At 59.3% G+C, this 23,114-nt stretch carries 20 protein-coding genes; 12 read left to right on the top strand and 8 right to left on the bottom strand.

Annotated features, from left to right (window positions below):
- Positions 1–12: 12 nt before the first annotated feature.
- The 5 genes from ASG35_RS16470 to ASG35_RS16450 all read left to right on the top strand — a co-directional run bounded on the left by ASG35_RS16470 (position 13) and on the right by ASG35_RS16450 (position 5,777).
- Positions 13–963: an ABC transporter substrate-binding protein gene (locus ASG35_RS16470; protein ID WP_056359447.1), complete on the top strand. Its 951-nt coding sequence runs from the start codon at positions 13–15 to the stop codon at positions 961–963.
- Between the two features lie 87 nt (positions 964–1,050).
- On the top strand, positions 1,051–1,941 hold the full coding sequence (dapA, locus tag ASG35_RS16465; protein WP_235527571.1) for a 4-hydroxy-tetrahydrodipicolinate synthase: 891 nt from the start codon (positions 1,051–1,053) through the stop codon (positions 1,939–1,941).
- Between the two features lie 213 nt (positions 1,942–2,154).
- Positions 2,155–3,273, top strand: coding sequence for an FUSC family protein (locus tag ASG35_RS16460; protein WP_082508416.1), 1,119 nt, complete (start codon positions 2,155–2,157; stop codon positions 3,271–3,273).
- Between the two features lie 105 nt (positions 3,274–3,378).
- Complete coding sequence (locus ASG35_RS16455; protein WP_082508415.1) at positions 3,379–4,755, top strand: serine hydrolase domain-containing protein; 1,377 nt, start codon at positions 3,379–3,381, stop codon at positions 4,753–4,755.
- Positions 4,756–4,859: 104 nt separating this feature from the next.
- Positions 4,860–5,777, top strand: coding sequence for an ion channel (locus tag ASG35_RS16450; protein ID WP_056360770.1), 918 nt, complete (start codon positions 4,860–4,862; stop codon positions 5,775–5,777).
- Positions 5,778–5,783: 6 nt separating this feature from the next.
- On the opposite strand, the gene ASG35_RS16445 is transcribed toward ASG35_RS16450, so the two are convergent.
- Positions 5,784–6,995 carry an MFS transporter gene (locus ASG35_RS16445; RefSeq protein WP_056359441.1) on the bottom strand — a complete coding sequence of 404 codons (1,212 nt, stop codon included), beginning with the start codon at positions 6,993–6,995 and terminating at the stop codon, positions 5,784–5,786.
- Positions 6,996–7,306: 311 nt separating this feature from the next.
- Between ASG35_RS16445 and ASG35_RS16440 the strand changes: the two genes are divergently transcribed.
- Entirely contained in the window at positions 7,307–7,621 is a 315-nt protein-coding gene (locus tag ASG35_RS16440) for an antibiotic biosynthesis monooxygenase family protein (RefSeq protein WP_056359437.1), read from the top strand.
- Between the two features lie 170 nt (positions 7,622–7,791).
- Here the strand turns inward: ASG35_RS16440 and ASG35_RS32455 are convergent, their stop codons facing one another.
- Entirely contained in the window at positions 7,792–7,914 is a 123-nt protein-coding gene (locus ASG35_RS32455) for a hypothetical protein (RefSeq protein WP_268761126.1), read from the bottom strand.
- On the opposite strand from ASG35_RS32455, the gene ASG35_RS16435 reads away from it, so the two are divergent.
- Complete coding sequence (locus tag ASG35_RS16435) at positions 7,913–8,263, top strand: BBE domain-containing protein (protein ID WP_082508454.1); 351 nt, start codon at positions 7,913–7,915, stop codon at positions 8,261–8,263. The genes ASG35_RS32455 and ASG35_RS16435 overlap by 2 nt on opposite strands.
- Here the strand turns inward: ASG35_RS16435 and ASG35_RS16430 are convergent.
- Positions 8,244–9,071 carry a hypothetical protein gene (locus ASG35_RS16430; RefSeq protein ID WP_235527570.1) on the bottom strand — a complete coding sequence of 276 codons (828 nt, stop codon included), beginning with the start codon at positions 9,069–9,071 and terminating at the stop codon, positions 8,244–8,246. The genes ASG35_RS16435 and ASG35_RS16430 overlap by 20 nt on opposite strands.
- 212 nt (positions 9,072–9,283) lie before the next feature.
- Between ASG35_RS16430 and ASG35_RS16425 the strand changes: the two genes are divergently transcribed.
- The gene (locus tag ASG35_RS16425; protein ID WP_056359432.1) at positions 9,284–11,068 is read left to right on the top strand and encodes an ATP-binding response regulator; all 1,785 of its coding nucleotides are present in this window, start codon (positions 9,284–9,286) and stop codon (positions 11,066–11,068) included.
- On the opposite strand, the gene ASG35_RS16420 is transcribed toward ASG35_RS16425, so the two are convergent.
- Both ASG35_RS16420 and ASG35_RS16415 read right to left on the bottom strand, forming a co-directional pair.
- Positions 11,069–11,770, bottom strand: coding sequence for a response regulator (locus tag ASG35_RS16420; protein ID WP_056359429.1), 702 nt, complete (start codon positions 11,768–11,770; stop codon positions 11,069–11,071).
- A 174-nt stretch (positions 11,771–11,944) separates the two neighbouring features.
- On the bottom strand, positions 11,945–12,712 hold the full coding sequence (locus ASG35_RS16415) for an SDR family oxidoreductase (RefSeq protein ID WP_056360768.1): 768 nt from the start codon (positions 12,710–12,712) through the stop codon (positions 11,945–11,947).
- Between the two features lie 228 nt (positions 12,713–12,940).
- Here ASG35_RS16415 and ASG35_RS16410 point away from each other — a divergent pair, with 228 nt between their 5' ends.
- Together ASG35_RS16410 and ASG35_RS16405 are read left to right on the top strand one after the other, a co-directional pair.
- Positions 12,941–14,437 carry a succinate CoA transferase gene (locus tag ASG35_RS16410; RefSeq protein ID WP_056359426.1) on the top strand — a complete coding sequence of 499 codons (1,497 nt, stop codon included), beginning with the start codon at positions 12,941–12,943 and terminating at the stop codon, positions 14,435–14,437.
- Positions 14,438–14,503: 66 nt separating this feature from the next.
- On the top strand, positions 14,504–15,892 hold the full coding sequence (locus ASG35_RS16405) for an FAD-binding oxidoreductase (RefSeq protein ID WP_056359422.1): 1,389 nt from the start codon (positions 14,504–14,506) through the stop codon (positions 15,890–15,892).
- A 6-nt stretch (positions 15,893–15,898) separates the two neighbouring features.
- Here the strand turns inward: ASG35_RS16405 and ASG35_RS16400 are convergent, their stop codons facing one another.
- Positions 15,899–16,891 carry an Abi family protein gene (locus ASG35_RS16400; protein WP_156393199.1) on the bottom strand — a complete coding sequence of 331 codons (993 nt, stop codon included), beginning with the start codon at positions 16,889–16,891 and terminating at the stop codon, positions 15,899–15,901.
- 270 nt (positions 16,892–17,161) lie between these two features.
- Complete coding sequence (locus ASG35_RS16395) at positions 17,162–18,253, bottom strand: hypothetical protein (protein ID WP_056359417.1); 1,092 nt, start codon at positions 18,251–18,253, stop codon at positions 17,162–17,164.
- A gap of 665 nt (positions 18,254–18,918) precedes the next feature.
- Between ASG35_RS16395 and pdeR the strand changes: the two genes are divergently transcribed.
- Positions 18,919–20,934, top strand: coding sequence for a cyclic di-GMP phosphodiesterase (pdeR, locus tag ASG35_RS16390; RefSeq protein WP_056359413.1), 2,016 nt, complete (start codon positions 18,919–18,921; stop codon positions 20,932–20,934).
- Positions 20,935–21,029: 95 nt separating this feature from the next.
- On the opposite strand, the gene ASG35_RS16385 is transcribed toward pdeR, so the two are convergent.
- Positions 21,030–21,908 carry a crotonase/enoyl-CoA hydratase family protein gene (locus ASG35_RS16385; RefSeq protein WP_056359409.1) on the bottom strand — a complete coding sequence of 293 codons (879 nt, stop codon included), beginning with the start codon at positions 21,906–21,908 and terminating at the stop codon, positions 21,030–21,032.
- Between the two features lie 373 nt (positions 21,909–22,281).
- On the opposite strand from ASG35_RS16385, the gene ASG35_RS16380 reads away from it, so the two are divergent.
- Positions 22,282–23,106 (top strand): methyltransferase domain-containing protein, encoded by an 825-nt coding sequence (locus ASG35_RS16380; RefSeq protein WP_056359406.1) that lies wholly within the window; start codon positions 22,282–22,284, stop codon positions 23,104–23,106.
- The last annotated feature ends 8 nt before the right edge of the window (positions 23,107–23,114 follow it).

Here is a 23,114-nt window from a genome sequence, read left to right as displayed (position 1 = left end):
GGGCTTGCTTTTATGGTCGTGACGTCATTGGCGTTGGCCGTAGAGCCATCTGTGTCAGTTTGCACGCCGCTTGCGGACAACCCGACCGTTTCGCAATTCAGCAGGACCATGCCGTCAAAACCGAAGCGCGTTGTCGTCCTCGAATTCATGTTCGCGGAAGATCTGGCCGCGCTCGATATCACGCCCGCCGGTCTCGTCGATAACGCCTATTACGCCGGCTGGATCGGTTACGAAAGCAAGCGTTTCGATGGCGTGCCGGAAGTCGGCACGCGGCAAGAGCCGAGCCTTGAAGCGATTGCGTCGGTGCGTCCTGATCTGATCATTGGCGTGGGGTATCGGCATGCGCCGATTTTTGCGGCGCTGGACCGGATCGCGCCCACGGTATTGTTCCAGTTCAGCCCTGACATGCAGCAACACGATGGCGTGCCGCAGACGCAGCTCGATTGGACCCGCACGATTTTTCGAACGATAGGCTGCCTGACCGGGCGTTCGAAACAAACGCATGCGGTCGAAGCAAAACTCGATGCGGGCCTCGCTCGCAATGCGCAACGCCTGGCTCTTGCAGGCCGCGGCGGCGAGCACGTTGCGCTGTTGCAGGAACTGGGCTTGCCGGATCGCTATTGGGCTTATACCGGCAACAGCACGGCGGCGGGCGTGGCGCGGGCGCTGGGTTTATCGTTGTGGCCGTCCGAGCCTACGCGCGAAGGCACCGTGTATGTGACATCGGCTGACCTGCTCAAAAAGCCTGATCTCGCCGTGCTGTTCGTGACTGCGTCGAGCGCGGACGTTCCCGTCGATACACGACTGACATCCCCCGTCTGGCGCTTCGTTCCTGCAAAGCGGGCAGGGCGTGTGTCGCTGGTCGAACCCAACATCTGGGGCTTCGGCGGCCCAATGTCGGCCTTGCGTTTATCGGATGAAATCACCAACAAACTGCTGGCATTGCCGCTGCCGCCACGCTAGGTTTCCAACCGCGTTCTATACGCGATCCCGCCGTTTTTTGACACAACGTTTACACGTCATCCAGTACGCTTCGTTTGATCCAATCAAATGAACACGGAGCTGAACGTGGTGTCCGGAATATGGTTGCCTATCGTCACGCCCTTCAAGGACGGACAAGTCGATATCGACGCGCTCCAGCGTCTCGCCGAACGTTATCTGAGCCAGGAAATCAGCGGGTTTGTCGCGCTTGGAACGACCGGCGAGGCGGCGTTGCTCGATCACTACGAACGACTCAAGGTGCTGCGTTCGTTGTTCGAGGTCGTCGGCACGCGCCTGACGGTCGTGGTGGGTATCGGCGGCATGAATACCCGTGACATGGTGCAGGAAATCCGCGAGCTTGACCGCTGGGATATAGGTGGATATCTGGTGTCGGCGCCGGCTTATATCTGTCCCGATCAAGACGGCATTCGCTGGCACTTCGATGAAATCTCGCGCGCCACGGAACGGCCGGTCATTCTCTATGACGTGCCGCATCGAACGGGTGTTGCCATCGAGCCGAGCACGGTCGAACGTCTCGTTGAACACGCCAACATTGTCGCGATCAAGGCTTGCGTGCCGGCGACTTTCGAAAGACTCTGCCAGCTTCCGATCAGCGTTCTTTGCGGCAACGACGACGCCTATCTTGACTGCCTGATGGCGGGTGGATCGGGTGGCATTTTGACGAGCGCGCATCTTTTCGCCGATGTCCTGGCCGAGATCCACGAGCGCGTGTTAACTGCGAGATCGGACGATGCCGCCGTATTCTTCGACGCACTCAAGCCCGTCATCAAGCTCCTGTTCAGCGTGCCGAATCCATCGGGCGTGAAGGCGGCGCTGGCACTCGAAGGCTTGATTCAAGGCGAAACACGCTTGCCGCTTGTGGAAGCGTCCGTGGCGCTCAAAGAGCAACTGCGGATCGCGCTCGATGCATGTTTTCGCCAGCTTGCGATCATGGCCTGAAAGCACGGGGCTTTTGAGGTTTCGCTCGCGCGGATCTGCGCGCGCGCCTCTTTGCCAGACGATTCCACTGGCATTGTCCGCCTCCGTCCGTGGCGAAAATTTCTTCAGCGACGAAGCGTAAAACCGTCTACAACGCTTTATTAGGCGGCTCCGCACAAAGTGGATGTGCGAGTCTCCGCTCGTCGTTCCGGAAGAAATTTCACGGCCAACTCCATGCATGACCAACCGCAACGCTCGCCCGGTCTAGGCGCCAGATATCTCCAAGGCGTCCTGCAGCCAATCACGACGATTGGCGGCTGGCTTGCGCGCGTGGACCCGGGCACGCATCGTCGAGTCAAGGGATTGCGGCTGGTGACGGCTTACGGCATTGCCGTTGCGCTCGGGACGTTGCAGGATATCGCGCATGGTGTTCCCGGCAATATCCCGCTGGGTTATCTGGCTGGAAGTTTTGCACTCTGGGCAAGCGTGTCCGAGGGAAAAACGACGCGGCCCGAGTCGAGTCGCGACCTGGTGTTGTTATGCTTTTCTGCCGCGCTTGGCGCCGCCGTGTTTGCGGTTTTCTCCGAGCCGCTGCGAGTCGCTGGCAGGGCCGCGCCGGAGATGATCCTCGTCACCGGCGCGTTTCTGGTCGGATACCTCAAACGGTTCGGCACCTTAGGCGCCGGAGTCGGATCGCAAATCTATATTGGCGAGTTGCTCGCATACGGCGCCCGTTTGACCGCGAACGATCTGCGCGCGATCGGGATCGCGGCACTCATCGCGGTGACGGCATCCGTCGTGCCGAGAATGCTGAGCGGACCCGCCGAAAGGCCCGTCGTGACCGCGGCATTGGCTGCCGGCCCGGATTCCTTTAACGGCAAATACAAGCCCGAATTGGTCATGGGTCTGCAGGCGTCCCTCGGCGCATTGGTGATCGTTATCCTGAACGGTTTGATCGGCCTGGCTGAATCGGCGTGGGCAATTACCGCGTGCACATACGTGGTCGCAGGTTCGGCGACCGGAACGATGCAGCGTGTGCGCCGCCGCATTGCCGGGACGCTGATCGGCGTTCCATTAGGCCTCGCCTGTCTGCCGGTTGCAGAGCATGCGCCTCTGTTGATCTGGGCTGCGGCCGCGCTCGCCATGGTCATCTACGCGATGGCACTGCCGGAGCGTTACGACATCGCCTGCGCCGCGTTTGCGTTCACATTAATTATCACGCTTGCAGCAAGCGGCGTGCACTCCATCCCCTTGCTTGCCGCGCGCGCATGGGAAACGCTTCTGGGCGGATTGCTCGGGCTGGCCGCCGCGATGTTCGTATTCCCAATCCGGTCTCTGGATCGCGATAAATAAACGGCGATAAAATTCGCATAAACTTCAGCCTTTCCCGGAGATGAACGCCATTGGCGCAACGCCGATGACGTTTAACGCAATCGCGCCGGTCAAGGAACATGGCGAATGGCAATGCGAATCCTTCGATATACAGCCGCAGCCCTCGTACTGATCGTTGTCATCCTGATGCTCGTTTTCAGGCCCGATCGTGCCGTGCGCGTGGCGGCCGGGCTGACCGCGCATAACTTGTGTTCCGCGACGTTCGTCGCCAGGCTCGATCCTGACGCGACCTTCAAGGAACAAGTGCAGGTCATTATCGATGGACCCGCAAGCGAGTTGGTTCATTACAACGTTGACCGCACGCAGCGCAGCATCGACGCGTCCTTTGCGTGGATCATTCACGCGCGTGCGTCGTACACGCCGGGCTACGGATGCCGGCTCGACTATCCTGAGAACGTTCCGGCGCCGGTTCCCCTTGCCGATACGTCCGATACACCCCAGGAATCGGCAATCGTCCCGCCATTAAATCCGCAGATTGCGGCTGCGCTGGACCGTGTTTTCTCCGACGATAAAACCCAGCCGGTCAAGAACGTCAAGGCGGTGGTTATCGTCAAGAACGGCCGTGTGATTGCGGAGCGCTACGCGCCGGGTTTCGGTCCCGATACGCCGCTGCTGAGCTACTCGGTCGCCAAGTCCTTCACCAACGCGTTGCTCGGCATTCTCGTGCGCGACGGGCGTCTGCGTATCGATCAACCCGCCGGTGCGCCTGAATGGCAAAACGCAGGCGATCCTCGCGCGAAGATCACCGTTGAAGACCTCATGCGCATGCGCAGCGGCCTCGACGCGCGTGAAGCCGAAACGGCCTTCGCTCCGATTGCGCAAATGGAATACGCCCACGCCGATATGGCCGGTTTCGCCGCGCAGCACGCGTTGAAACAACCGCCTGGAACCCACTGGGAATACACATCGGCCAACACGCTGATCCTCGCTCGCTTGCTCGGAAAAACCGTTGGCGGCGGCGCTGAAGGCATGCGCGCGTTCGCCGGGCGCGAGCTATTCGCGCCGCTTGGAATGGCCGGCGTAACCATGGAGTTCGATGGCGCCGGGGTGTTCGTGGGTTCATCGTATGTGTATGCGCCCGCGCGCGCCTACGCGCGTTTCGGCGAGCTTTATCTCAACGATGGAGTGACCCCGCAAGGCCGCCGCATCCTGCCCGAAGGCTGGGTTGCATGGTCGCGGCGTTCGACCTTGAACATGGCTTATGGCGCGGGCTTCTGGACTAACGACGGACCCAGCCGGATGGCGGCATCGAGGGTAAAACAGGGCTTCCCCAAGGATGGCTTTTTCGCGAGCGGCGATCTTGGACAGCGGATTTATATCGTGCCGTCGGAAAGGCTAGTCGTCGCGCGCTTCGGATATTCGCAGCCGCCGAAGTTCGGTATCGACGATGATATTGCGCTGATCGACGCCACGATTCGTTCAACGCGCGACATCAATCATTAGACGGATTGACGCGCCTCCATATTGTTTCGCAATTAATATGGCGCTTTTCGGCGCCGGCCACACAATGCCGGCGCCTCTATGAAAACGGGAACAAAGAACGACGCATGCTAAACGAAACACAACCGTCAGCGCGCCGCGACGAGCCCGCGGAACATCACGCGGCGCCGCCGCATCGGCGCATCGTTCTCGATGACCGGCATCACGTCACAACGCACGGCCTCAAGACGTATTTCTGGCATGACATTTATCACATCGCGCTGACCGCCCGATGGCCCGTTTTCTTTGGCGTCGTCGCGCTCTTGTTCCTTCTGCTCAACCTTGGATTCGCGCTTTTATTCCAGATGGGCCAGCACGCGATTGCGAACCAGGCGCCCGCCAATTTGCTCGGCGCGTTCTTCTTCAGTGTCGAGACGCTTGCGACGGTGGGCTATGGCGACATGCATCCCGCGACCCTCTACGGTCACGCGATTGCAACGAGCGAAATCTTTGTCGGCATGTCGGGCATTGCGCTGACTACGGGCATGATCTTCGCGCGCTTCTCGCGGCCTCGCGCGCGCATTCTGTTCGCCAACAACGTGGTGGTTCGTCCTATCGATGGCCGTCTGACGCTGATGGTGCGTGCTGCAAACGCGCGGCAGAACGTCATTGTCGAGGCGAAAGCGCGGATGCGCATGATACGTTCGGAGACCAGCCCCGAAGGGTTTTTCTCGCGCAAGGTGCATGACCTGCCGCTCATTCGCGACCAGCATCCGGCGTTTCTGCTGAGCTGGAGCCTGATGCATGTGATCGATGAAAACAGTCCGCTCCACGGGCAGACGCTCGCGTCGCTCGAAGCCTCCAACGCAGAATTGATGCTGATGGTGGAAGGCCTCGACGAAACCACCATGCAGCCCATGCAGGCGCGCCGCAGTTGGCCGCCCGAGGCGATTCTGATGGGGTATCGATACGTCGATCTGCTTTCGGTGGAGAACGGCGAAACGCATATCGACTACTCGAAGTTCAACGAGGTCGTGCCGCTTTGAAGCGACTCAAGCCAGCCGCGTAGCCGCGCGCCCGACAAACAGATAATGCAGTAACGCGAGGAGCGGAAACACGCTGGCCACGCTTGCAATCAAGGTCCAGCCGCCATGTTCGAACAACGTGCTCGCGATCGCGGACCCGCATGCGCCGCCTATGAAGATGCTCGTCATATAAAGCGCGTTCAGGCGATTACGGCTCGCCGCGTGCAGCGCGTAAATCTCGCGCTGGCCGATCACCATGTTCATCTGCACGGCGAAGTCGAGCACAACGCCTGTCACTACCAGCCCGCCGACGCCCCAGGCAGGATGAACGAGCATGGGCATGAACGACAGCGCGCCGAGGATCAATGCAATCAGTGTCCCTAGCCTGGAATGGCCGGCATCTGCAAGCCTCCCCGCGAGCGGCGCCGAAGTCGCTCCCATTGCACCGACCAGCGCAAACAGCGCGACGCCATTCTGCGTCATCCCGTGATGACGAATCAACTCGACGGGCACCGCAGTCCAGAACAAGCTGAACGTGGCGAACATCAGCCCCTGATACAACGCGCGATGCCGAAGCACCGGCATGGTCGCAACGAGCGTCCCGAGCGAGCGGATCAGTTGGACATAGGTGGCTTTGTGATCGGGCTGGCGCGATGGAATGGTGAACGCGAGCACCGCCGTCACGATCGTCATGAGAACGGCGGCAGAACCGAATACCGTGCGCCATCCGAAGTACCCCGCAACAAAGCTCGATATGGGCCGCGACAGCAAGATGCCGAGCAGCAGGCCGCCCATGATCGTGCCGACCACACGTCCGCGGGTTTCATCAGGCGCAAGGTGCGCGGCGAGCGGGATCAGGATTTGCACCGCGACCGAGCTGAACCCCACGAGCAACGAGATGGCGAGGAACGCGTGCGGCTGATGAACGAGCGCGGCGGCCGCGAGGCTGGCGATCGAGACGAGCGCCGTCGCGATCATCAGCTTGCGGTTTTCCAGAAGATCGCCCAGCGGCACGAGAAAGAACAACCCGAGTGCGTAGCCAATCTGCGTGAGCGACACGATCAGACTTGCCGCGCCGCTCGACAAGTTGATATCCGGGCCGATCATTTCGATGATCGGCTGCGCGTAGTACAGATTGGCGACAATGGCGCCGCAGCAAAAGGCGAATAGCGCGATCAGGCCGCTGGTCATCTTGACCTGGGCTGGACCCGTGGCGGCCGACGGGGAATTCGGGGACATGCATGCTCCACAGGTTGAATGACGGATTGCTGCTTTTAATACGGACTGCGGGTTGAATGCGAGGGTGTTGCGAATGCCGGAAACGCTGGACAAGCTTGCGCCGCGGCGTCCGCCAGGTGAAATGTCAGCCGGCTAGCCCGCGGCGGGGACATCCGGATGCGGCACGATACCACCAGCGGCACGAGCTTGCTTGCGGCTCGCCGATTTGTAAAAGACGCTTCGGGGCGCCCCGGTTCAACGCGCACGAGCCTCAACCGATGGCGATAAACTGGTGCGCTGTCGCCGTTTTATCGATCAAAGGAGCTGACCTCATGTATATCGCGATGAATCGTTTTAAAGTGGCTCTCGGATCCGAGACTGCATTCGAGGACCTATGGACAAGCAGGGATACACACCTGAAGGAGGTTCCGGGATTCGTGGAATTTCACTTGCTGAAAGGTCCTCAAAAGGAAGATCACGTACTCTATTCCAGCCATACGATCTGGTCGAATTACGCTGCTTTCGAAGGCTGGACCAAAAGTGACGCATTCCGCGCGGCGCATCGCAATGCCGGCGGTGAAACACGCTCGCTTTATCTCGGGCATCCGGAGTTCGAAGGTTTCGAGGTGATCCAGACGGTCAAGTAGACACGTCGATAAAAAGGTGACGCAACACCATGTGCGCTTTGGACAGGCGGACTTTGCTAAAAGGAGTACCGCGTTCGAACGCCTGGCCAGCGAGTTCATGCGCTTTTATACAAGCAGTCTCTTCAATCCGCATTGGGGCGAGACGGTGAGCTTTCGCGGCAACGATACCCTCAAAATCGATGGTCTTCCAGGGACTCGACCACGATCAGGCCGCGCGTGTCTGGCAACGGTTCTTCGACTGGACTCGCGGGTGCGTCGGACGTTGCGCGGACAGCCACGCGCGATACCGCCATGAACCCGGCCGTACTCGATGCCTTCGCGCTCGCGATCATCGCAGGCGAAGGGCCGCCTGCATTTCCGGGTATCACCGGGCACGAGCCCGACATTCGCTCCGCCCGATCCGCCGCCAAGCGGATCACGGAAGCGTCGGCAACGCTTCGCACCGTGGTGCCGCGGGTGGGATCGTATGTATCGGAGAGCGATTTTTTCGAGCGTGACTGGCAGGACGCATTCTGGGGCGTGCACTATCCGAGACTGCTTGCAATCAAGAAATCATACGATCCCGACGGTTTGTTCTTCGTGCATCACGGCGTGAATTCGGAAGCGTGGAGCGACGACGGATTTACGCGGCTGCGGGCGTAACGGCGTAATCGCCCTCACGTTCAAACGCGTAACCGTTCACGCCGCCGACGGACTCCGCTGCGAGCAGGTCGAGCACGACCAGCATGACCGGCTGATGCTCCACGCTGATCGCAATCCCGACCACATCCGTTAGCCAGCGGCCGATTTTGGTCGCGGCAAAATCTTCCGGCCGCGCGGTTTTCCGCAACGCGACGCCCAGCTTCACCGCACGATAATGATAGGAAGGCACCTTATGGTCCGCTGCGATCCGCGAAAGCCCGCCCTTGCGGCCGCAATCGCGGCCGAGCGTTCCTGCAAGCACCACGCGCTCGTGCCGGTCGAGGGAACGTATGAAGGCACGCGCCATTCGCCGAACGCGGGGCTCATCGAGTCCATATTGCAGAAGCACTGAACTGACGGGATCTTCGATAGCCTGGGCATGTTCATCGACTTGCTGGTCGATGCCGCTCACTTCCATAGACACATTGCGCTGGTGGCTCGCGCTGCGCAGGCAGTCGATCAGATAGCGCCTGAAATAAGCGCAAATGGCGTAGTTGTTCGACGGAGCGCTTTCTGCGCTGGACTTGGCGGTGGTATGACCCGGCTCGAGACGCAGCACCTTGGCGTAGATGAACTGCGCGACGAGTTCTTCCTTGTCTTCGCGAAGGGACTGCAGTTCGAGCGGGTGGTAGGCGCGCAACGCACCGCGGACCAGATGGTACATGGACACCATTTCGTCGTGCGACAGATGCGTGCGGCGGCGCCAGAGATCGGGAAGTATCGCGGTGTCGGGGCTCGCGGCACGCGCGTGCAATGTCATGGTGTCCATGTTGTTCTCCCTCGTGTGTTTTATTGGATGTCGACCGAAGTATGGTTATCAGACGCGGGTTGCGCCATATGGCTAAAGTAATAGCCGTCAGGTAAACTTGCGTAAGGTCTCAAGGCGCCAGACGCCCCACCGTTATAGCCAGTGTCGTTTAGCCAAGTCGTTCCCATGTGCGTCAGCCAGGCGCGCACCCGGCAAACCAAGGGGCTGACAAGATGCAGAACGATCCAATGCGGCGCGAAATAGACAAGGATCTCGCCAAGGTTCTTTATGCTCAGGACCCCATTGCATTCTTTACGCACTGGTTATCCATTGCGGCCTTGAGCGCGGTTTATTTCGGTTCCATTGCGCAGCACGGGCTTTTCACGGCCTGGATTGTCTTCTATAGCATTGCTAATTTTGGCGGAATTGCACTATGGGCCTGGAACCGTCATTGGCCGGAGATGTTCGCGCCACGCCAATGGATCAACCTTCACGCGCTTCGCAGTATCGTGCTGTACAGCGCGCCCGGGCTTTCCATCTGGTTCGCATTCCATAGCCAGCAAGCCGATCTTCCCGTTCTCCATACCGTGCTGCTCGTGACTTTGGCGGCGGGCGTCTTCATGTCGAGCGGGTTCGATCTCCTCAATTTCTCCAGCGCCATTCCGTTGCTCCTGATGCCCGCCATGGTGCTGAACTTCAGCTCGCCCACACGCGACCGGATTGTGGTCGGCGTGGTGCTCGCCGTGTTTTTTATCGCGATGAACGTGTACGCCGCGCGCTACCGGACCATGTTCCGGCGTGTCGTCGAAGCGCGTGTGAACCAGCAGCGCCTTGCCGAATCGCTTGCTATACAGCAGCGCGTGACAGAAGAAGCGAGTCGCGCGAGAACGCGTTTTTTCGCGGCCGCGAGTCATGACTTGCGCCAGCCGCTGCATGCAATCGGCCTGCTGGCGGAATCGTTGAAAGACACGCTGGCGTCCGCTGCTCAGCGCAGCGAAACGGCCGACAGCATCATTGCAAATGTCGAAGCGCTGAACGGGCTGTTCAATCAGGTGCTGGATCTCGCGCGCCTGGAAAGCGGCGTTACACAAGTGATACCGCTGCATTTCCGGCTCTCGGAGATTTTCGGCCGCATCGATACCCAATACCGTCCGCTTGCCGCCGCCAAGGGTCTGGCGTTGCGCATCGCGCCGACTGACGCGGTCGCGTTTTCCGATCCTGTCCTGCTCGAACGCGTGCTTGGGAATTTGATATCTAACGCCATCCGATACACCGAGCGCGGTGCAATATGGATGGGCTACCGGAGCGGCCGGATCGAGGTACGCGACTCAGGAATCGGCATTGCGCCGGAGGAGCACGAACTCGTGTTCGAGGAGTTTTATCAAGCAAGGCTGTCCGATAACAAACCGCGGCAAGGACATGGACTCGGTTTGCCGACCGTCAGGCGACTCGTGAAACTGCTCGGGGCCGACGTGACGCTGCGCTCCGCCGCGGGACGCGGCACGACGATCGGCGTGCCCGTCAAACGTGGCGACCCGGACCTGATCACCATCACCGCAAGACTCAACGATCCCGCATCGGGCGGACCAACGGCGGCGGGGCGGCGAATTCTTTGCATCGACGACGACCCCGCCATCCTCGCCGCCCTCGAACGCTTGCTCGGCCGTTGGGGATGCATCGTGCGAAGCGTGCGTGACGAACGGGCGGCGGTGCAGGCCGTTGAAGAAGATTTCGTGCCCGATGCGCTCCTGTGCGACTACCAGCTCGGCAACCACCGTACCGGCGCGCAAGCGGTGCGCGCGGTTCGCCAGGCGTTGTGGGAACGGGGCGATGGCGACATCGTCACGCTGATGATCACGGGCGACATGGCGTCGTCCGAACTCAGCACGCTCGCCGCGCAAGGCATCCCCGTGCTGCACAAACCCGTGACGCCGGCCCGCTTGCGCCGCACGCTCGATGCGCTGTGGCAGCAAGGCGAACGTAATGCTGCGCTGGAGCGGCACCCGCCGGCATCGTAATCAAAGCGTGCGGCCGGTTTCCAGCCAGCCGCTGATCAGCGCGATCGCCGCCGAGCGGTTGTGGACGCAAAGCGCCCGGAACATGACGGACAAGTGCACCTTGACGGTTCCCTCGGCAACGCCGAGTTCGCGCGCGATCATCTTGTTGGTCCAGCCGCGATACACGAGCCGCATGATTTCCTGCTGCCGGGGCGACAGGTTTTCCATCAGATGCCGATGATGCGGCTGGATGCCGGCGGGCGTTGCCTCCACGACCGCCGCACCCGAACGTTCCGCGACGCGCTCCGGGGCCTGCGCGGGGCCGAGCAGACTAAGTGCTTCAATAGGAACGTAGGCGCCGCCGAGCAGCACGAGCTCGATTGCCTTGAGCATCACGCTCGCGGGTTCGCGCTTGGGCACGAATCCGAGCGCGCCGGCTGCGAGCACCGCGCGCATTTCATCTGCGGATTCTTCCGCCGACAACACCACCAGCGGCAGCGCCGGGTTTGCCTTCAGCAGCGTCTGTAGCGACGCCGCGCCTTCCATGCCGGACATGTGCAGATCGACGATTGCGAGATCGTGGTTCGCATCCGGCCGGGCTGCGGCGGCGAGTGTTTCCCAGCTATCGGCTTCGTCGAACTGGGCGTCCGGGTCGAGTCCGCGCAACAGCGCTTTCACGCCTTGGCGGATCAACTCGTGGTCGTCGGCCACCAGAAACCTCATGGCATCTCCAGGTTGCGGACTGCTTGATCGGCGGTTTTCGTTCGTGTTCTTGAAGCGGTCTCTTCAAGAATACTTAGCTTGTGTTCGTTGTGGCAATGGATTATTTGCCGGTATCCGCGTGCGTTTCTTAAACGAACGTACGCATGACTTTTTTGAATGCATCGCGCTCGAGCGTCAAAGCACGGCAAGCCATCCGCCATCGACGTAAATGATCTGTCCGTTCACATAACTCGATGCCGCCGACGACAAAAACACCGCCGTGCCGACAAGTTCTTCCGGCGAGCCCCATCGCTGAGACGGATTGCTGCTTTTCACCCATGCATCGAAGGTCGGATTTTCGACCAGTGGCTTGTTCATGTCGGTGAGGATATATCCCGGGCCGATAGCGTTGGCCTGGATATTCGATGCCGCCCATTCCGCGCTCATCGCGCGCGTCAGCATCTTGATGCCGCCCTTCGCCGCGGTGTACGCGCCCACGGTCGCACGCGCGCCTTCGCTCGTAAGCGAGCCGATGTTGACGATCTTGCCGCCCTTGCCGCGCGCGATCATGCGCTTTGCTGCTTGCTTCGAAACGATGAACGCGCTAGTGAGATTGGTATCGATCACGCGTTGCCAGTCACTTAGTTCAAGCTCGATCAGCGGCTTGCGAAACTGTATGCCCGCGTTATTGATGACGATGTCGATCTGCACGCCTTGTTCGTCCCAGTGGGCGAAGGCGTCGTGCACGGCTTGTTCGCTCGTGACATCGAAGGCGCGGCCTTGCGCTTTCAAGCCTTTGTTCGCAAGACGCGTTACCGCTTCGTTCACGGTGTCGGCGCGTGTTCCATTGATGATCACGCTGGCGCCCGCGTTCGCGAGTCCTTCGGCGAGTGCAAAGCCAATGCCGCGCGCCGAACCGGTGACAAGCGCGGTGCGGCCGCTCAGATCGAAAAGCTCTGTCATGCGTTGATCCTCGTTATGTCGGGTTGTCGTGCACTGAACGTAGAAAGACGCATTGTAGTTTGGCTGGATCGATGCGGTGCGGCGGCGCATTTTGCAGCACGCTGTTGCACTGATTTTTCGGCAGAACCTGATAGGCGCGGTGAAGGTGGCACGGCATGCTGGCGGCACCGCAACCAGAACGCGGTTCCGCCAATACATGGCGGGCTCGCCGAATACGCAAGGACGACCATGTTTGAAGAACGCATCCGATACAAACCCTTGCTCGGCAAGATCATGTCGAGCGATGAAGCCGCGCAGTTGATCCACGATGGCATGATCGTAGGCGCAAGCGGATTCACGCGCGCCGGTGACGCCAAGGCCGTGCCCGCCGCGCTCGCGGAGCGCGCACAACGCGAAGGCAAGCCGTTGCGTATTACGTTGATTACGGGTGCATCGTTAGGCCACGATACCGACAGGAAGCTCACTCAAGCTGGCGTGCTCGCACGCAGGATGCCGTTCCAGGTGGACAGCACGTTGCGTCGCGCGATCAACTCCGGTGAAGTCATGTACATCGACCAGCATTTGTCGGAGACGGTGGAACATTTGCGGACGAACCGGCTTGGTTCAATGGACATTGCGATCATCGAAGCCGCCGCGATCACCGAAAGCGGCGGCATTGTGCCGACCACGTCGATCGGGAATTCCGCGACCTTCGCTGCGTGCGCGAAAAAGGTGATCATCGAACTGAATCTCGCTCAGCCGGCCGCGCTCGAAGGTCTTCACGATATCTGGTCGCCAGCAGAACGTCCTTCGCGCCAGCCGCTGCCGATTATTCGTTGCGATGACCGCATTGGCGAACGAGCTATTCACGTGCCGATCGAAAAGATCGCTGCCATCGTGATAACGGACATGCCTGACAGTCCTTCGACCGTCGAGAAACCCGATAACGATACAGCGCGTATCGCCGGACATCTAATCGAATTTTTCCAGCATGAAGTGTCGCGCGGACGTCTGCCGAAAGCATTGCCGCCGTTGCAGGCGGGTATCGGGACCATTGCGAACGCGGTGTTGTCGGGCTTTGCTCGCTCGCCGTTCGAAGCGCTGACCATCTATTCAGAAGTGCTTCAGGATTCAACGTTTGAGCTTATGGATCAAGGCAAGGTGAGTTTTGCATCGGGCGCGTCCATTACGTTGTCCGCCGATTGCCAGCGGCGCGTGTTCAAGGATCTGTCGCGCTATCGGGACAAACTTGTGTTGCGTCCGCAAGAGGTGAGCAATCATCCCGAGGTGATTCGCCGGCTTGGATTGATTGCAATCAACACGGCGCTCGAAGCCGATATATACGGCAACGTGAACTCCACGCACGTGGGCGGCACGCACATGATGAACGGCATTGGCGGCTCGGGCGACTTTGCGCGCAACGCGTCTTATGCAATTTTCGCGACGAAGTCCGTGGCGAAGAACGGCGCAATATCCAGCATCGTTCCAATGGTCCCGCATTGCGATCACAACGAACATGACGTCGATGTGATCGTGACCGAAATCGGTCTCGCGAATTTGACGGGGCTCGCGCCGAGGGAGCGCGCGTTGCAGGTTATCGAACATTGCGCTCATCCGCAGTATCGCGAATTGCTGCGCGATTATTTCCACGATGCATCCCGGTTCGGCGGACACACGCCGCACGATCTGCGTGCCGCGTTCGGCATGCATACGCGCTTTGCCGAAACCGGAACCATGCAGCGCTGAGCGTGCCGCATTGGGCTTTCGTATACGATCTGGTAAATATCGAACAAGATCGACGGAGACAGCAAAATGGCGGCACAGGAAGCGGTTCATGCACTGCGCGAGGCTCTAGGTTCGCAAGTGGTTTCGTTGCCGGAGGAATTCGGGGACCGGCGCGTGGTCGACTGGAGCGGATTGCCGGGCGGCGTGCCGCTTGCAGTGATCCGTCCGCGCGATACCGCAGAGCTTGCAAACGCGTTACGAATCTGTTCGGCGCACGGGCAGGCCGTCGTGACGCAAGGCGGACTGACCGGCTTAGTCGGCGGGGCGAACGTGCAGGGTCAGGAGGTCGCGATCAGCCTCGATCGCATGAACAAGATCGTCGAAATCGATCCGGTTTCGAGCACGATGACCGTCGAAGCCGGCGTGCCGCTGCAGGTCGTACAGGAAGCTGCGACGGCGGCCGGATTCTATTTTCCGCTGGATCTGGGCGCGCGGGGAAGTTGTTCCATCGGCGGGAATCTGGCGACGAACGCCGGCGGAAACCGCGTGATCAAATACGGCATGATGCGTGACCAGGTGCTCGGTCTCGAAGCCGTGCTCGCCAGCGGAAAAGTAGTCGGCGGCCTCAACAAGATGATCAAGGACAACAGCGGTTATGACTTGCGGCATCTGTTGATCGGCAGTGAAGGCACGCTCGCCATCATTACGCGCGCTGTGTTGAGATTGCGTCCGAAACCTACTGCAACCGCTACCGCGTGGTGCGGTTTGCCTTCATACGATGCCGTGACCACATTGCTCTCACGCGCGCAGTCGCGGCTGGCTCCGGGGGTATCGGCGTTCGAGGTCATGTGGAAAGGGTATTACGACGCGGTACTCGCCAACCTGGATACGCTTCGTGCGCCGCTTGACGATGCACATCCGTTTTATGTGTTGCTCGAAAGCGTTGGCACCGATCCAGTCCGTCACGCCGATGCGTTCGAAGAGTTCCTGGGCGAGATGCTGGAAGAGGGCGTAGTGAGCGATGCGGCGTTGGCGTCATCGGATTCGCAGGCGCTCGCGTTCTGGGCCATCCGCGACGCACCCGGCGAGTATCAGCGTTTCATCCCGAACCACGCGGCCTACGACGTCAGCTTTTCCATCGCGCAAGTGGGCGAGGCGGCGCAACGCTGCGACGTGCGTTTGCGCGAACGCTGGCCGGACGCGACCGTGATGATCTACGGCCATCTCGGCGACGGCAACATTCATGTGGTAGTCGACGTGCCGGGCATGGGCAAGCACGACCACGATGAAATCGACGACATCATCTACGACGTCACGCGCCATTTCCACGGATCGATATCGGCGGAACACGGCATTGGCACGAAGAAAAAACATTTCCTGCACTTCACGCGTTCGGAGAGCGACATCGAGTCGATGCGCGCGATCAAGGCCGCGCTGGATCCGCAGGGACTTTTGAATCCGGGGAAGGTTTTGTAGGGCTTGCTAGAGCACGGGAATCCACCGGGCGAGTGGCCGTCCGCCGTTGCGGACTTCCGCTGCGCCGTGGTGGCGGCCGATGCCTCTGAGTTCTTTCTTCAGGCGCCGCAACGAGTGATACGCGTTCAGATTCAGAGCCGCGATGCGTCGATGTCCGCCGTGCCGTTTGTATGCGTTGAGAGCGGCAATCCGGTTGAGCGACTCGAAACAATGATGAGCTTCGCTGGCCATATAAACTTCGCCAAGGCTGGGCGAGAGCCACTTCAACAACTCGAGCACACGCTCATAGGCAATCTGGAGCCGCGCCAATGCTTCGGCCGGATTTGCCGGCGCGCTGTGCTCCACTCGAATCTTCCGCTCGACTCGTGCACGGCCTTCGGTCATCAATGGTCCTGCTTTCCAGACCGGTTCCAGATGCGCAATCCGGTTTCTCAGGTCCTTGCAAAAATCGATTCGTGCGAACAGGTTGTCGCGGTTTCTCGGCCGGCTCCAGAAGGCGAGCGAACTGTGCCGATGCCCAGGCACGATTTCCATAAGCATCGCAGGCCAGTCGAGCGGGCAATTATCATTGTCGAAGCTGATGTCGAGCACATGTGGCCAGAAGCCAAAACTCAGTTTCGACACCACGTCGTCCGGTGATGGCGCGGGCGAGCGCGGTATCTGTTCGTACGCGCCACTTACGCGGCGTCGCTCATGCGTGATCTTTTGAATCAGGCTGGTCGATTTTGGATTGAGACACAAATGCGCGTACCAGTCGCGCGACGAGGCGGCGCCCTCGCCGTATCGTGCGCTCAACGCGGCATGGAACTGATTTCGAAGCGCGATCTCGGTAAATGCAAGTGCTCGCGACAATGAAGCGGAGATCGCGTCGTTCCAGCAATACAATCCGTACGCGGCCCGGTCGTCGACAGCGCCGAAGAATGTGCGGTAGTTTTTGAGGCGTGCGCGCGACAACGCTTGCACTGCATCCGCCACATGTATTTGCGTCAAACTGCTCATCACGGTATAGTCCACGGGTACGCGCTGGGAACAAGTCTTGTTGCGCTCTCGGTTCTCCGACAGACCTCAAGATCCCCAGTCGCCAAAGAGACAGAAGGCCGCCATGTGCGGCCTTTTGCCTTTGTTGTTTATGGGTTATCGAGTGTATGGAGATCGAGCTGCATAAACGAGTCAGCCGAATGGCTAATCTGTTGATCCATCGCGTTCTTGCCGGGTAAAAATACAGCAGGCACGGTGCATCACGCTCCGCGCCGTCACGACACCGGCCGCCTAAAGAAGCACGGCCTGTTGCAGCATTTCCAGCGCCTTCGCTTCATCGAGAAGTCCCGCCCGTGCCTTGCCCGCGAGTGTCTTGAGCAACGCTTCCGCGATTGGCTGAATGCCCTGCAAATGATCGATTCGCGTAGTTGACGATACCGGCTGCACTGGAGCGTCCATGCCCAACGGGACCTGCGCCGGTGCTTCGTCCGCAGCCGCAGACATGACAGTCTGCGCACGCACCTTGTTCTCGTCCTGAATTCCGCCGGCGCGGCGCGAAGGCAGCAGCATCGCCGTCACCGAAGCCGGTATATCCGCCGCTGTTCGTGCGCTGTCCAGCCAGCCGATGGGCAGGCCGAGCCGTTCCGTAAAGCGATTCGCTTCGGCGTCGTCAAGGCGTTTCTGGCCGTGCAGCCGATGCGCCATGTTCGATCCGCTCAACTCCATCAGCGCGCTCAGCCGCGCTTTCGATCCATTGCGCGATGTCAGCACGTGCAGGTTCGCGCGGCGGATTTTTTCGACGGAAGCATCTTCTGTCAGCGGCAGCGATTGCTGCAGGCCCGGCTTCGCGGGCGCGTGAAGTTTCTTCGGCAATGGAATCATTGCGGGTTTCTCAGCGAGCTCGCCGGCCTGCGCGTGACCATTGTTCTTCTTCCGCATTTCCGCATCCTTGGGCAAGTGCTCGCCCGGTGTGTTTTCCGCGTTCACCTGCACGAAATCCAGCGGCGACTTCAGGCGCGTGACCATCTCCGGCGTGAGCGACGGATTCGGCTGATCGAAAAATCCGTCAGGCAAACCGAGCGTTGTCTCGATATGAAAAGCGGTCTCCGGCGTGAACCCTACGCCATTGAGCAACTCCGTCACCCGCGTGAGATTCGAGTCGAGACCCAGTGCGATATTTTCGGCGCCAGCGGCATCGACCAGAAGCTTGAATGAGCGCGTCTTGAAGATGGACGCAGTGGTTTGCGCGTTTGCGGTACTGCGGGCGGGCTGAGCTTTCGTAAACGGTTTACTGTCGCGGCGGGGCGCCGTTTTCGAAGGACGGCTTGGTTGACGTGGACCGTTCTCACGAGATCCGGAGTTTCGGCCATGCGCTTGACTCATTAGATAAGGCTCTCCACCGTGAATTTCTGATCAGAGCCGGCATTATAGGCGAGGGCCGATCGCATTCCCCGCAGCGCTGTTTTGTGCCATGAAATCACAGCGCAAACGATAAAACGTGCATCAGTTTGCATATTTTCAGAAACGCAGATGCAGTCGGGGACCGTTGGCATCGCTAGCGGCGAGCAACTCGACGCCGTTTTAACCGGGAATGCAGCATCCTTCGTTAAGGTTTCTGGCTAAGACGCCGTTATGGTGTTTACAACTCGATGCGAAACACGAGCACCGACAGCTACGAAACATTTTTATGTTCCGAACATGAAAGACCGGAGAAAAATACGATAGTGCTATTACATTCATTAGACAAAAGTTTGTCACTTTCAGTGTAATTCTGTCGGAATTATGATGTTGGGGTTATGCAGCATTGCGCGGCTAATTTGTTTTGAATCCGGGCGCCGATTTCGCAGTCCGCGTAAGATATGATCAAATAACAGATATAAGCGACTTACTGTTTGGGCCGGCATACGGAGATTGAAATTTCGTGTTGCCGTAAAGCGGACTCGCAGGTTTGAGATTATCTCCAGCAAGGCGCAAGACGCCGGCACTGGGTGAATCTGACGAGACGCGCTGACGGGGCGGCAGTCAGAGAATTTTTTCTGGAGTTGCTGATGATAGGTGATGAAGACGGCCTAGACCTGTACACGTGGTTTGGCACGACGAGCCCGTGCTGGCGGCTGTCGAGCGACAGTAATGCGCTCGAGCTCGCGACCGTGCGCGGTCCCGCGAACGTAAGCGTTCCACTCGACGCGTCCCAGGCTGCGGAGATTCGCGCACTTACGGGCGTCACGTCGCACCTTGCGCTGGATCTCAAGATTTTCGGATATCCATATCGGCTTCATCTTGTCGGTAAAAAGATCAATATCCGTGAATGGGCGGGTACGGCATCGGATTACTCGGACACCTCATCGGTCGCCCGGGATCTGGTGCATGGTCTTGCGTTCGCCGAACAGGTCGTCTCCGAAGTCAATTCGCTTGTCGTCATTCTCGACGGTCACGGCCTGATTCAACGCTTTAATCGCATGTGCGAAGAAGTGACCGGCATGCGCGAGGAAGATGTCATTGGCAAGAGCGCCTATGTCCTGTTCATGTCGGACGACGAAGGCGCGGCATCGCGGACCAATATCAACGGATTCTTCGCGAGCGGCAAACCGTATCAGGTCGAGCGGTACATCAACACGGTCACGGGACCACGCCTGTTTCTATTCCGCAATAAGTTCGTTCAGAGCGGCAGCGGCGTGGACGAGCGTTTCCTGATTTGTTCCGGTACGGATATCACCGAAGAACGCAAGGCGCAGAAGCTTCTTGTCAAGCAGGCGACAACCGACGAACTGACCGGATTGCTGAATCGCAAGGCCATTCAGGAAGAGATCGAGAACGCCATCGCCGCGGAAAAAGAGGCCGGTGACAGCATTGGCGAAGAGCACCTTGGCATTCTGTTTCTTGATCTCGACAACTTCAAAAAGGTGAATGACCACTACGGCCATGTTGTCGGCGACCGGCTGATTCGCGAGGTATCGGCGAAGATCAAAAGCTGCCTGGCTCCCGGCGATACCCTCGCGCGGCTCGGCGGCGACGAGTTCGTCGTGGTGATCAGGAAGTCGACCATCCCGTTGCTGACCAAGACGGCGGAAACCGTCCTCGGCAGTTTGCACCAGCCCTTCGATTTCGGGCTGATCAAGCTTTATACCGGTTGCTCTATCGGCATTGCGGTGTATCCGGAACATGGCGACCGGCTCGAGAGCCTGATCCGCAGCGCGGACACGGCCATGTATGTCGCGAAGGACGGCGGCAAGCATACGTATCGCGTATTTGCGCCGGAAATGAACCGGAAGGTCGCGGAATATGTGTGGCTCGATACGAACCTGCGACGCGCGCTGGAAGAGAACCAGCTCGAGCTGTTTTATCAGCCGAAGGTCGATCTCAGGAATGGCGATGTAGACAGCGTCGAAGCGCTGGTCCGGTGGAATTCGCCGGAGCGCGGCGTTGTGTCGCCACTCGATTTCATTCCTTATGCGGAAGAATCCGGGCTGATCGGCCCGCTCGGACGATGGGTCATGCAGGCTGCCGCCACGCAGGCGTCGAACTGGCAGAAGCAGGGACTCGACTTGCGCATCTCCATTAACGTGTCCGCGCGTCAGTTGCGCGATACGGACATCGTCAAGCATTTCACGGAAGTGCTTGCAGACACGCGCTCGCGTTCTTGCATGCTCGACGTGGAGTTGACGGAAAGTTGTTTTATCGAAGACGAAGCAGCGGCGCTCGTGCTGATTGCGCAGTTCCGCAAGATGGGCGTGCGTGTGCATCTTGATGACTTCGGGACGGGTTATTCGTCGTTGTCGCAACTGTCGCGCATTCCGCTCGACGCCATCAAGCTCGACCGGAGCTTCATCAAGGGAATCGATGTAAACAGCAAACCGCAGGCACTCGTGCGCGCCATGGTTGCGATTGCGCATGAGCTGCGTTTGTCGGTGGTCGCTGAAGGCGTGGAAAGCGAAGCAGAAGCCGATTTCCTGCGCGGCCTGGGCGTGGATCTCGTGCAAGGATTCTTGTATGCGCGGCCCATGCCAGCGCGCGCCTTCGAAGCGTGGCTTGCCGAGAAAAGAAAGCTCAGGCTTATCGCCTGAGCTTCTCCCAGGTTAAAGAGAACCAGTGGAATTCAAGGCCGCTTGATTAACGCCTTTAGCAAAGCCGCTTAAGCAAAGCCGCTTAAACAAGCAACTTAATGATGGTCGAGGTTCGCCATCTTCAGCTTGGAAACACGGCGGTTCTGCAACATCACCAGCCGCTCCATGAAGGCCAGGTCCTTCTCTTCAATCGTGAAGGCGGCCCGGACCCAGTCCTCGGTAATCTCGATCAGTTCAGCGCGCGGCAACGCCAGTACACGTTGCCGCGCCTTGATCATCGCGCGAATGCCGTTGAGCTTGGGACGAATGCCGTCTATGAACGTTCGCGTTGCAAGGAATGCATCGCCCGGCTGGAAAGTCTGGTCGACGATTCCCTTCTCCGCGTACCAGTCGCCGGTATGTGCTTCTCCGGTACTGATCAACTCTTCGGCGAGTCGCATGCCCGCTTTGCGTTCGACCAGTGAATAACCGCCCATGCCCGGAAACAGGTTGAAGGCGATTTCGGGGAAACCCATTTTTGCGTCGTTCTGCGCAAGAAGAAAATGATGCGCAAGTGCCGACTCGAATCCGCCTCCAAGCGCGGTGCCTTCTACCATTGCAATCGAAATGGCACCGGTACCAAATCCACTATAAATTTCGTGGAGCCCGTCTATGCACGAACGCGCATAGGCCATCAGCAATTCACGCCGGCCTGATCGAATGGCATCGACAAAGAAGTCCAGGTCGCCTCCTACGTTGAAGATGTCCGGCACGAGAGAACCCGTGACCCAGAAGTCAAAACGCAGGCCTGATTCTCTTGCAGCACGCGCGAGATCGATGATGTCATTGACGAGTTCTTGCGTGAAACACGGACGCGGACGCGAACGAAGCATCATCCACATTGTGTGGCGTTCTTCTTCGTAATAAGCGGAGATTTGCGAGAGATCGCCGGCTTCGAGGAAGGGGCGGCAAGCAGGGTTGTTTTTGAGGTTCATGGCGATGATCCAATTTAAAAAAAGGTTGAACTTGGGTAAAGCCATGAGAGGGTAAAGCACAGAATTTCGTCTCGGCGGGGGTATACGAGGGGCATCCCACACTCAAACAAAGCATTTTTGGAGCGCGCAAAACCACTCAAAAAACGCGCTGAATTAACGTTGCAAAGCGAACCATCTGAGATTGATAAAGTGTTCGCTTAGCAACGGCGAATCGTCGCGTTATAGTTCCTGTTGAGCGCGCTCAACCTTGGCCATCCATTACCGTTAACGAGTTGATCAGTTGGAGACATGACGTGAAAATCTATTCCGGGCGCATACAAGAAACAAAGGCAGCGCAGTTCGCTAAACCACATATCGACCATCAGGCGGCACGATGACCCATCCACGATCCCCTTCCCAGCTCGGTGATTTTTCGCGTGTCGATTCCGTTGATGCGGACACTTTTGTCGCACGTCTCGACGTCATGCAGGCGCTCGATTCGTTTCGCGTCTACAAGCAGGAGACGTTCGAGTTAATGGGGCTCAAGCCCGGCATGCATATCGCCGACATAGGCTGCGGACCCGGCGACGATCTCGGCAAGCTGGCCTTGCAGGTTGCGCCCGGCGGCAGCGCAGTGGGGTTCGATCTGAGCGAAGCCATGCTCGAAGAAGCGCGCCGTCGTCATGCGGATGTGCCATCGCTTAGTTTCAGGAGTGCGCCGGCCAACGAGCTCGGCGTCCCGGCACATAGTTTCGATGCCGTGCGCGCAGACCGCGTGCTGATCCACGTTCCAAGGCCCGAAGAAGCGCTCAAGGAGATGATTCGCGTCACGCGGCCGGGCGGGCGCATTGTAGTGAGTGAACCGGACATGCCGGGATGCTGGGTTGCAAGCAGCGACTACGTGCTGACGGGGCGCATCATGCAGTCGATCGCGGAGTCTTGCGTCAATCCTTATCTCGCTCGCGATCTGTACGCCATGTTCCACGACGCGGGCCTGCGCGACGTCACGTTCAGCATGCGCAGCGTGAGCGCATTCGATCCGCAATCGGTCAACAAGATCCTCGATTTCAAGAGCGTGCTTGCGGGCATGCATGCACGCAAGTTATTCACCGACGACGAAGTGACGCGATGGATTGCGGAGTTCGAAGAGCGCGGCCGCACCGGACGTTTTGTCGCGGGTCTGCCCGTGATGATCGTGAGCGGCACCAAGCAGGACTGAGTCTCGCG

Origin of the sequence: Burkholderia sp. Leaf177, from assembly GCF_001424345.1 — a bacterium.
Taxonomy (GTDB): domain Bacteria; phylum Pseudomonadota; class Gammaproteobacteria; order Burkholderiales; family Burkholderiaceae; genus Caballeronia.
Note: the sequence above shows the minus strand (reverse complement) of the source record. Positions and strands in the feature narration are given on the sequence as shown.

What these genes read in the sequence shown, in the direction of transcription:
- ASG35_RS16470 (WP_056359447.1), top strand. Translation starts at nt 13, where the DNA reads ATGGTCGTGACGTCATTGGCGTTGGCCGTAGAGCCATCTGTGTCAGTT.
- dapA (WP_235527571.1), top strand. Translation starts at nt 1,051, where the DNA reads ATGAACACGGAGCTGAACGTGGTGTCCGGAATATGGTTGCCTATCGTC.
- ASG35_RS16460 (WP_082508416.1), top strand. Translation starts at nt 2,155, where the DNA reads ATGCATGACCAACCGCAACGCTCGCCCGGTCTAGGCGCCAGATATCTC.
- ASG35_RS16455 (WP_082508415.1), top strand. Translation starts at nt 3,379, where the DNA reads ATGGCAATGCGAATCCTTCGATATACAGCCGCAGCCCTCGTACTGATC.
- ASG35_RS16450 (WP_056360770.1), top strand. Translation starts at nt 4,860, where the DNA reads ATGCTAAACGAAACACAACCGTCAGCGCGCCGCGACGAGCCCGCGGAA.
- ASG35_RS16445 (WP_056359441.1), bottom strand. Translation starts at nt 6,995, where the DNA reads ATGTCCCCGAATTCCCCGTCGGCCGCCACGGGTCCAGCCCAGGTCAAG.
- ASG35_RS16440 (WP_056359437.1), top strand. Translation starts at nt 7,307, where the DNA reads ATGTATATCGCGATGAATCGTTTTAAAGTGGCTCTCGGATCCGAGACT.
- ASG35_RS16435 (WP_082508454.1), top strand. Translation starts at nt 7,913, where the DNA reads ATGAACCCGGCCGTACTCGATGCCTTCGCGCTCGCGATCATCGCAGGC.
- ASG35_RS32455 (WP_268761126.1), bottom strand. Translation starts at nt 7,914, where the DNA reads ATGGCGGTATCGCGCGTGGCTGTCCGCGCAACGTCCGACGCACCCGCG.
- ASG35_RS16430 (WP_235527570.1), bottom strand. Translation starts at nt 9,071, where the DNA reads ATGGACACCATGACATTGCACGCGCGTGCCGCGAGCCCCGACACCGCG.
- ASG35_RS16425 (WP_056359432.1), top strand. Translation starts at nt 9,284, where the DNA reads ATGCAGAACGATCCAATGCGGCGCGAAATAGACAAGGATCTCGCCAAG.
- ASG35_RS16420 (WP_056359429.1), bottom strand. Translation starts at nt 11,770, where the DNA reads ATGAGGTTTCTGGTGGCCGACGACCACGAGTTGATCCGCCAAGGCGTG.
- ASG35_RS16415 (WP_056360768.1), bottom strand. Translation starts at nt 12,712, where the DNA reads ATGACAGAGCTTTTCGATCTGAGCGGCCGCACCGCGCTTGTCACCGGT.
- ASG35_RS16410 (WP_056359426.1), top strand. Translation starts at nt 12,941, where the DNA reads ATGTTTGAAGAACGCATCCGATACAAACCCTTGCTCGGCAAGATCATG.
- ASG35_RS16405 (WP_056359422.1), top strand. Translation starts at nt 14,504, where the DNA reads ATGGCGGCACAGGAAGCGGTTCATGCACTGCGCGAGGCTCTAGGTTCG.
- ASG35_RS16400 (WP_156393199.1), bottom strand. Translation starts at nt 16,891, where the DNA reads ATGAGCAGTTTGACGCAAATACATGTGGCGGATGCAGTGCAAGCGTTG.
- ASG35_RS16395 (WP_056359417.1), bottom strand. Translation starts at nt 18,253, where the DNA reads ATGAGTCAAGCGCATGGCCGAAACTCCGGATCTCGTGAGAACGGTCCA.
- pdeR (WP_056359413.1), top strand. Translation starts at nt 18,919, where the DNA reads ATGATAGGTGATGAAGACGGCCTAGACCTGTACACGTGGTTTGGCACG.
- ASG35_RS16385 (WP_056359409.1), bottom strand. Translation starts at nt 21,908, where the DNA reads ATGAACCTCAAAAACAACCCTGCTTGCCGCCCCTTCCTCGAAGCCGGC.
- ASG35_RS16380 (WP_056359406.1), top strand. Translation starts at nt 22,282, where the DNA reads ATGACCCATCCACGATCCCCTTCCCAGCTCGGTGATTTTTCGCGTGTC.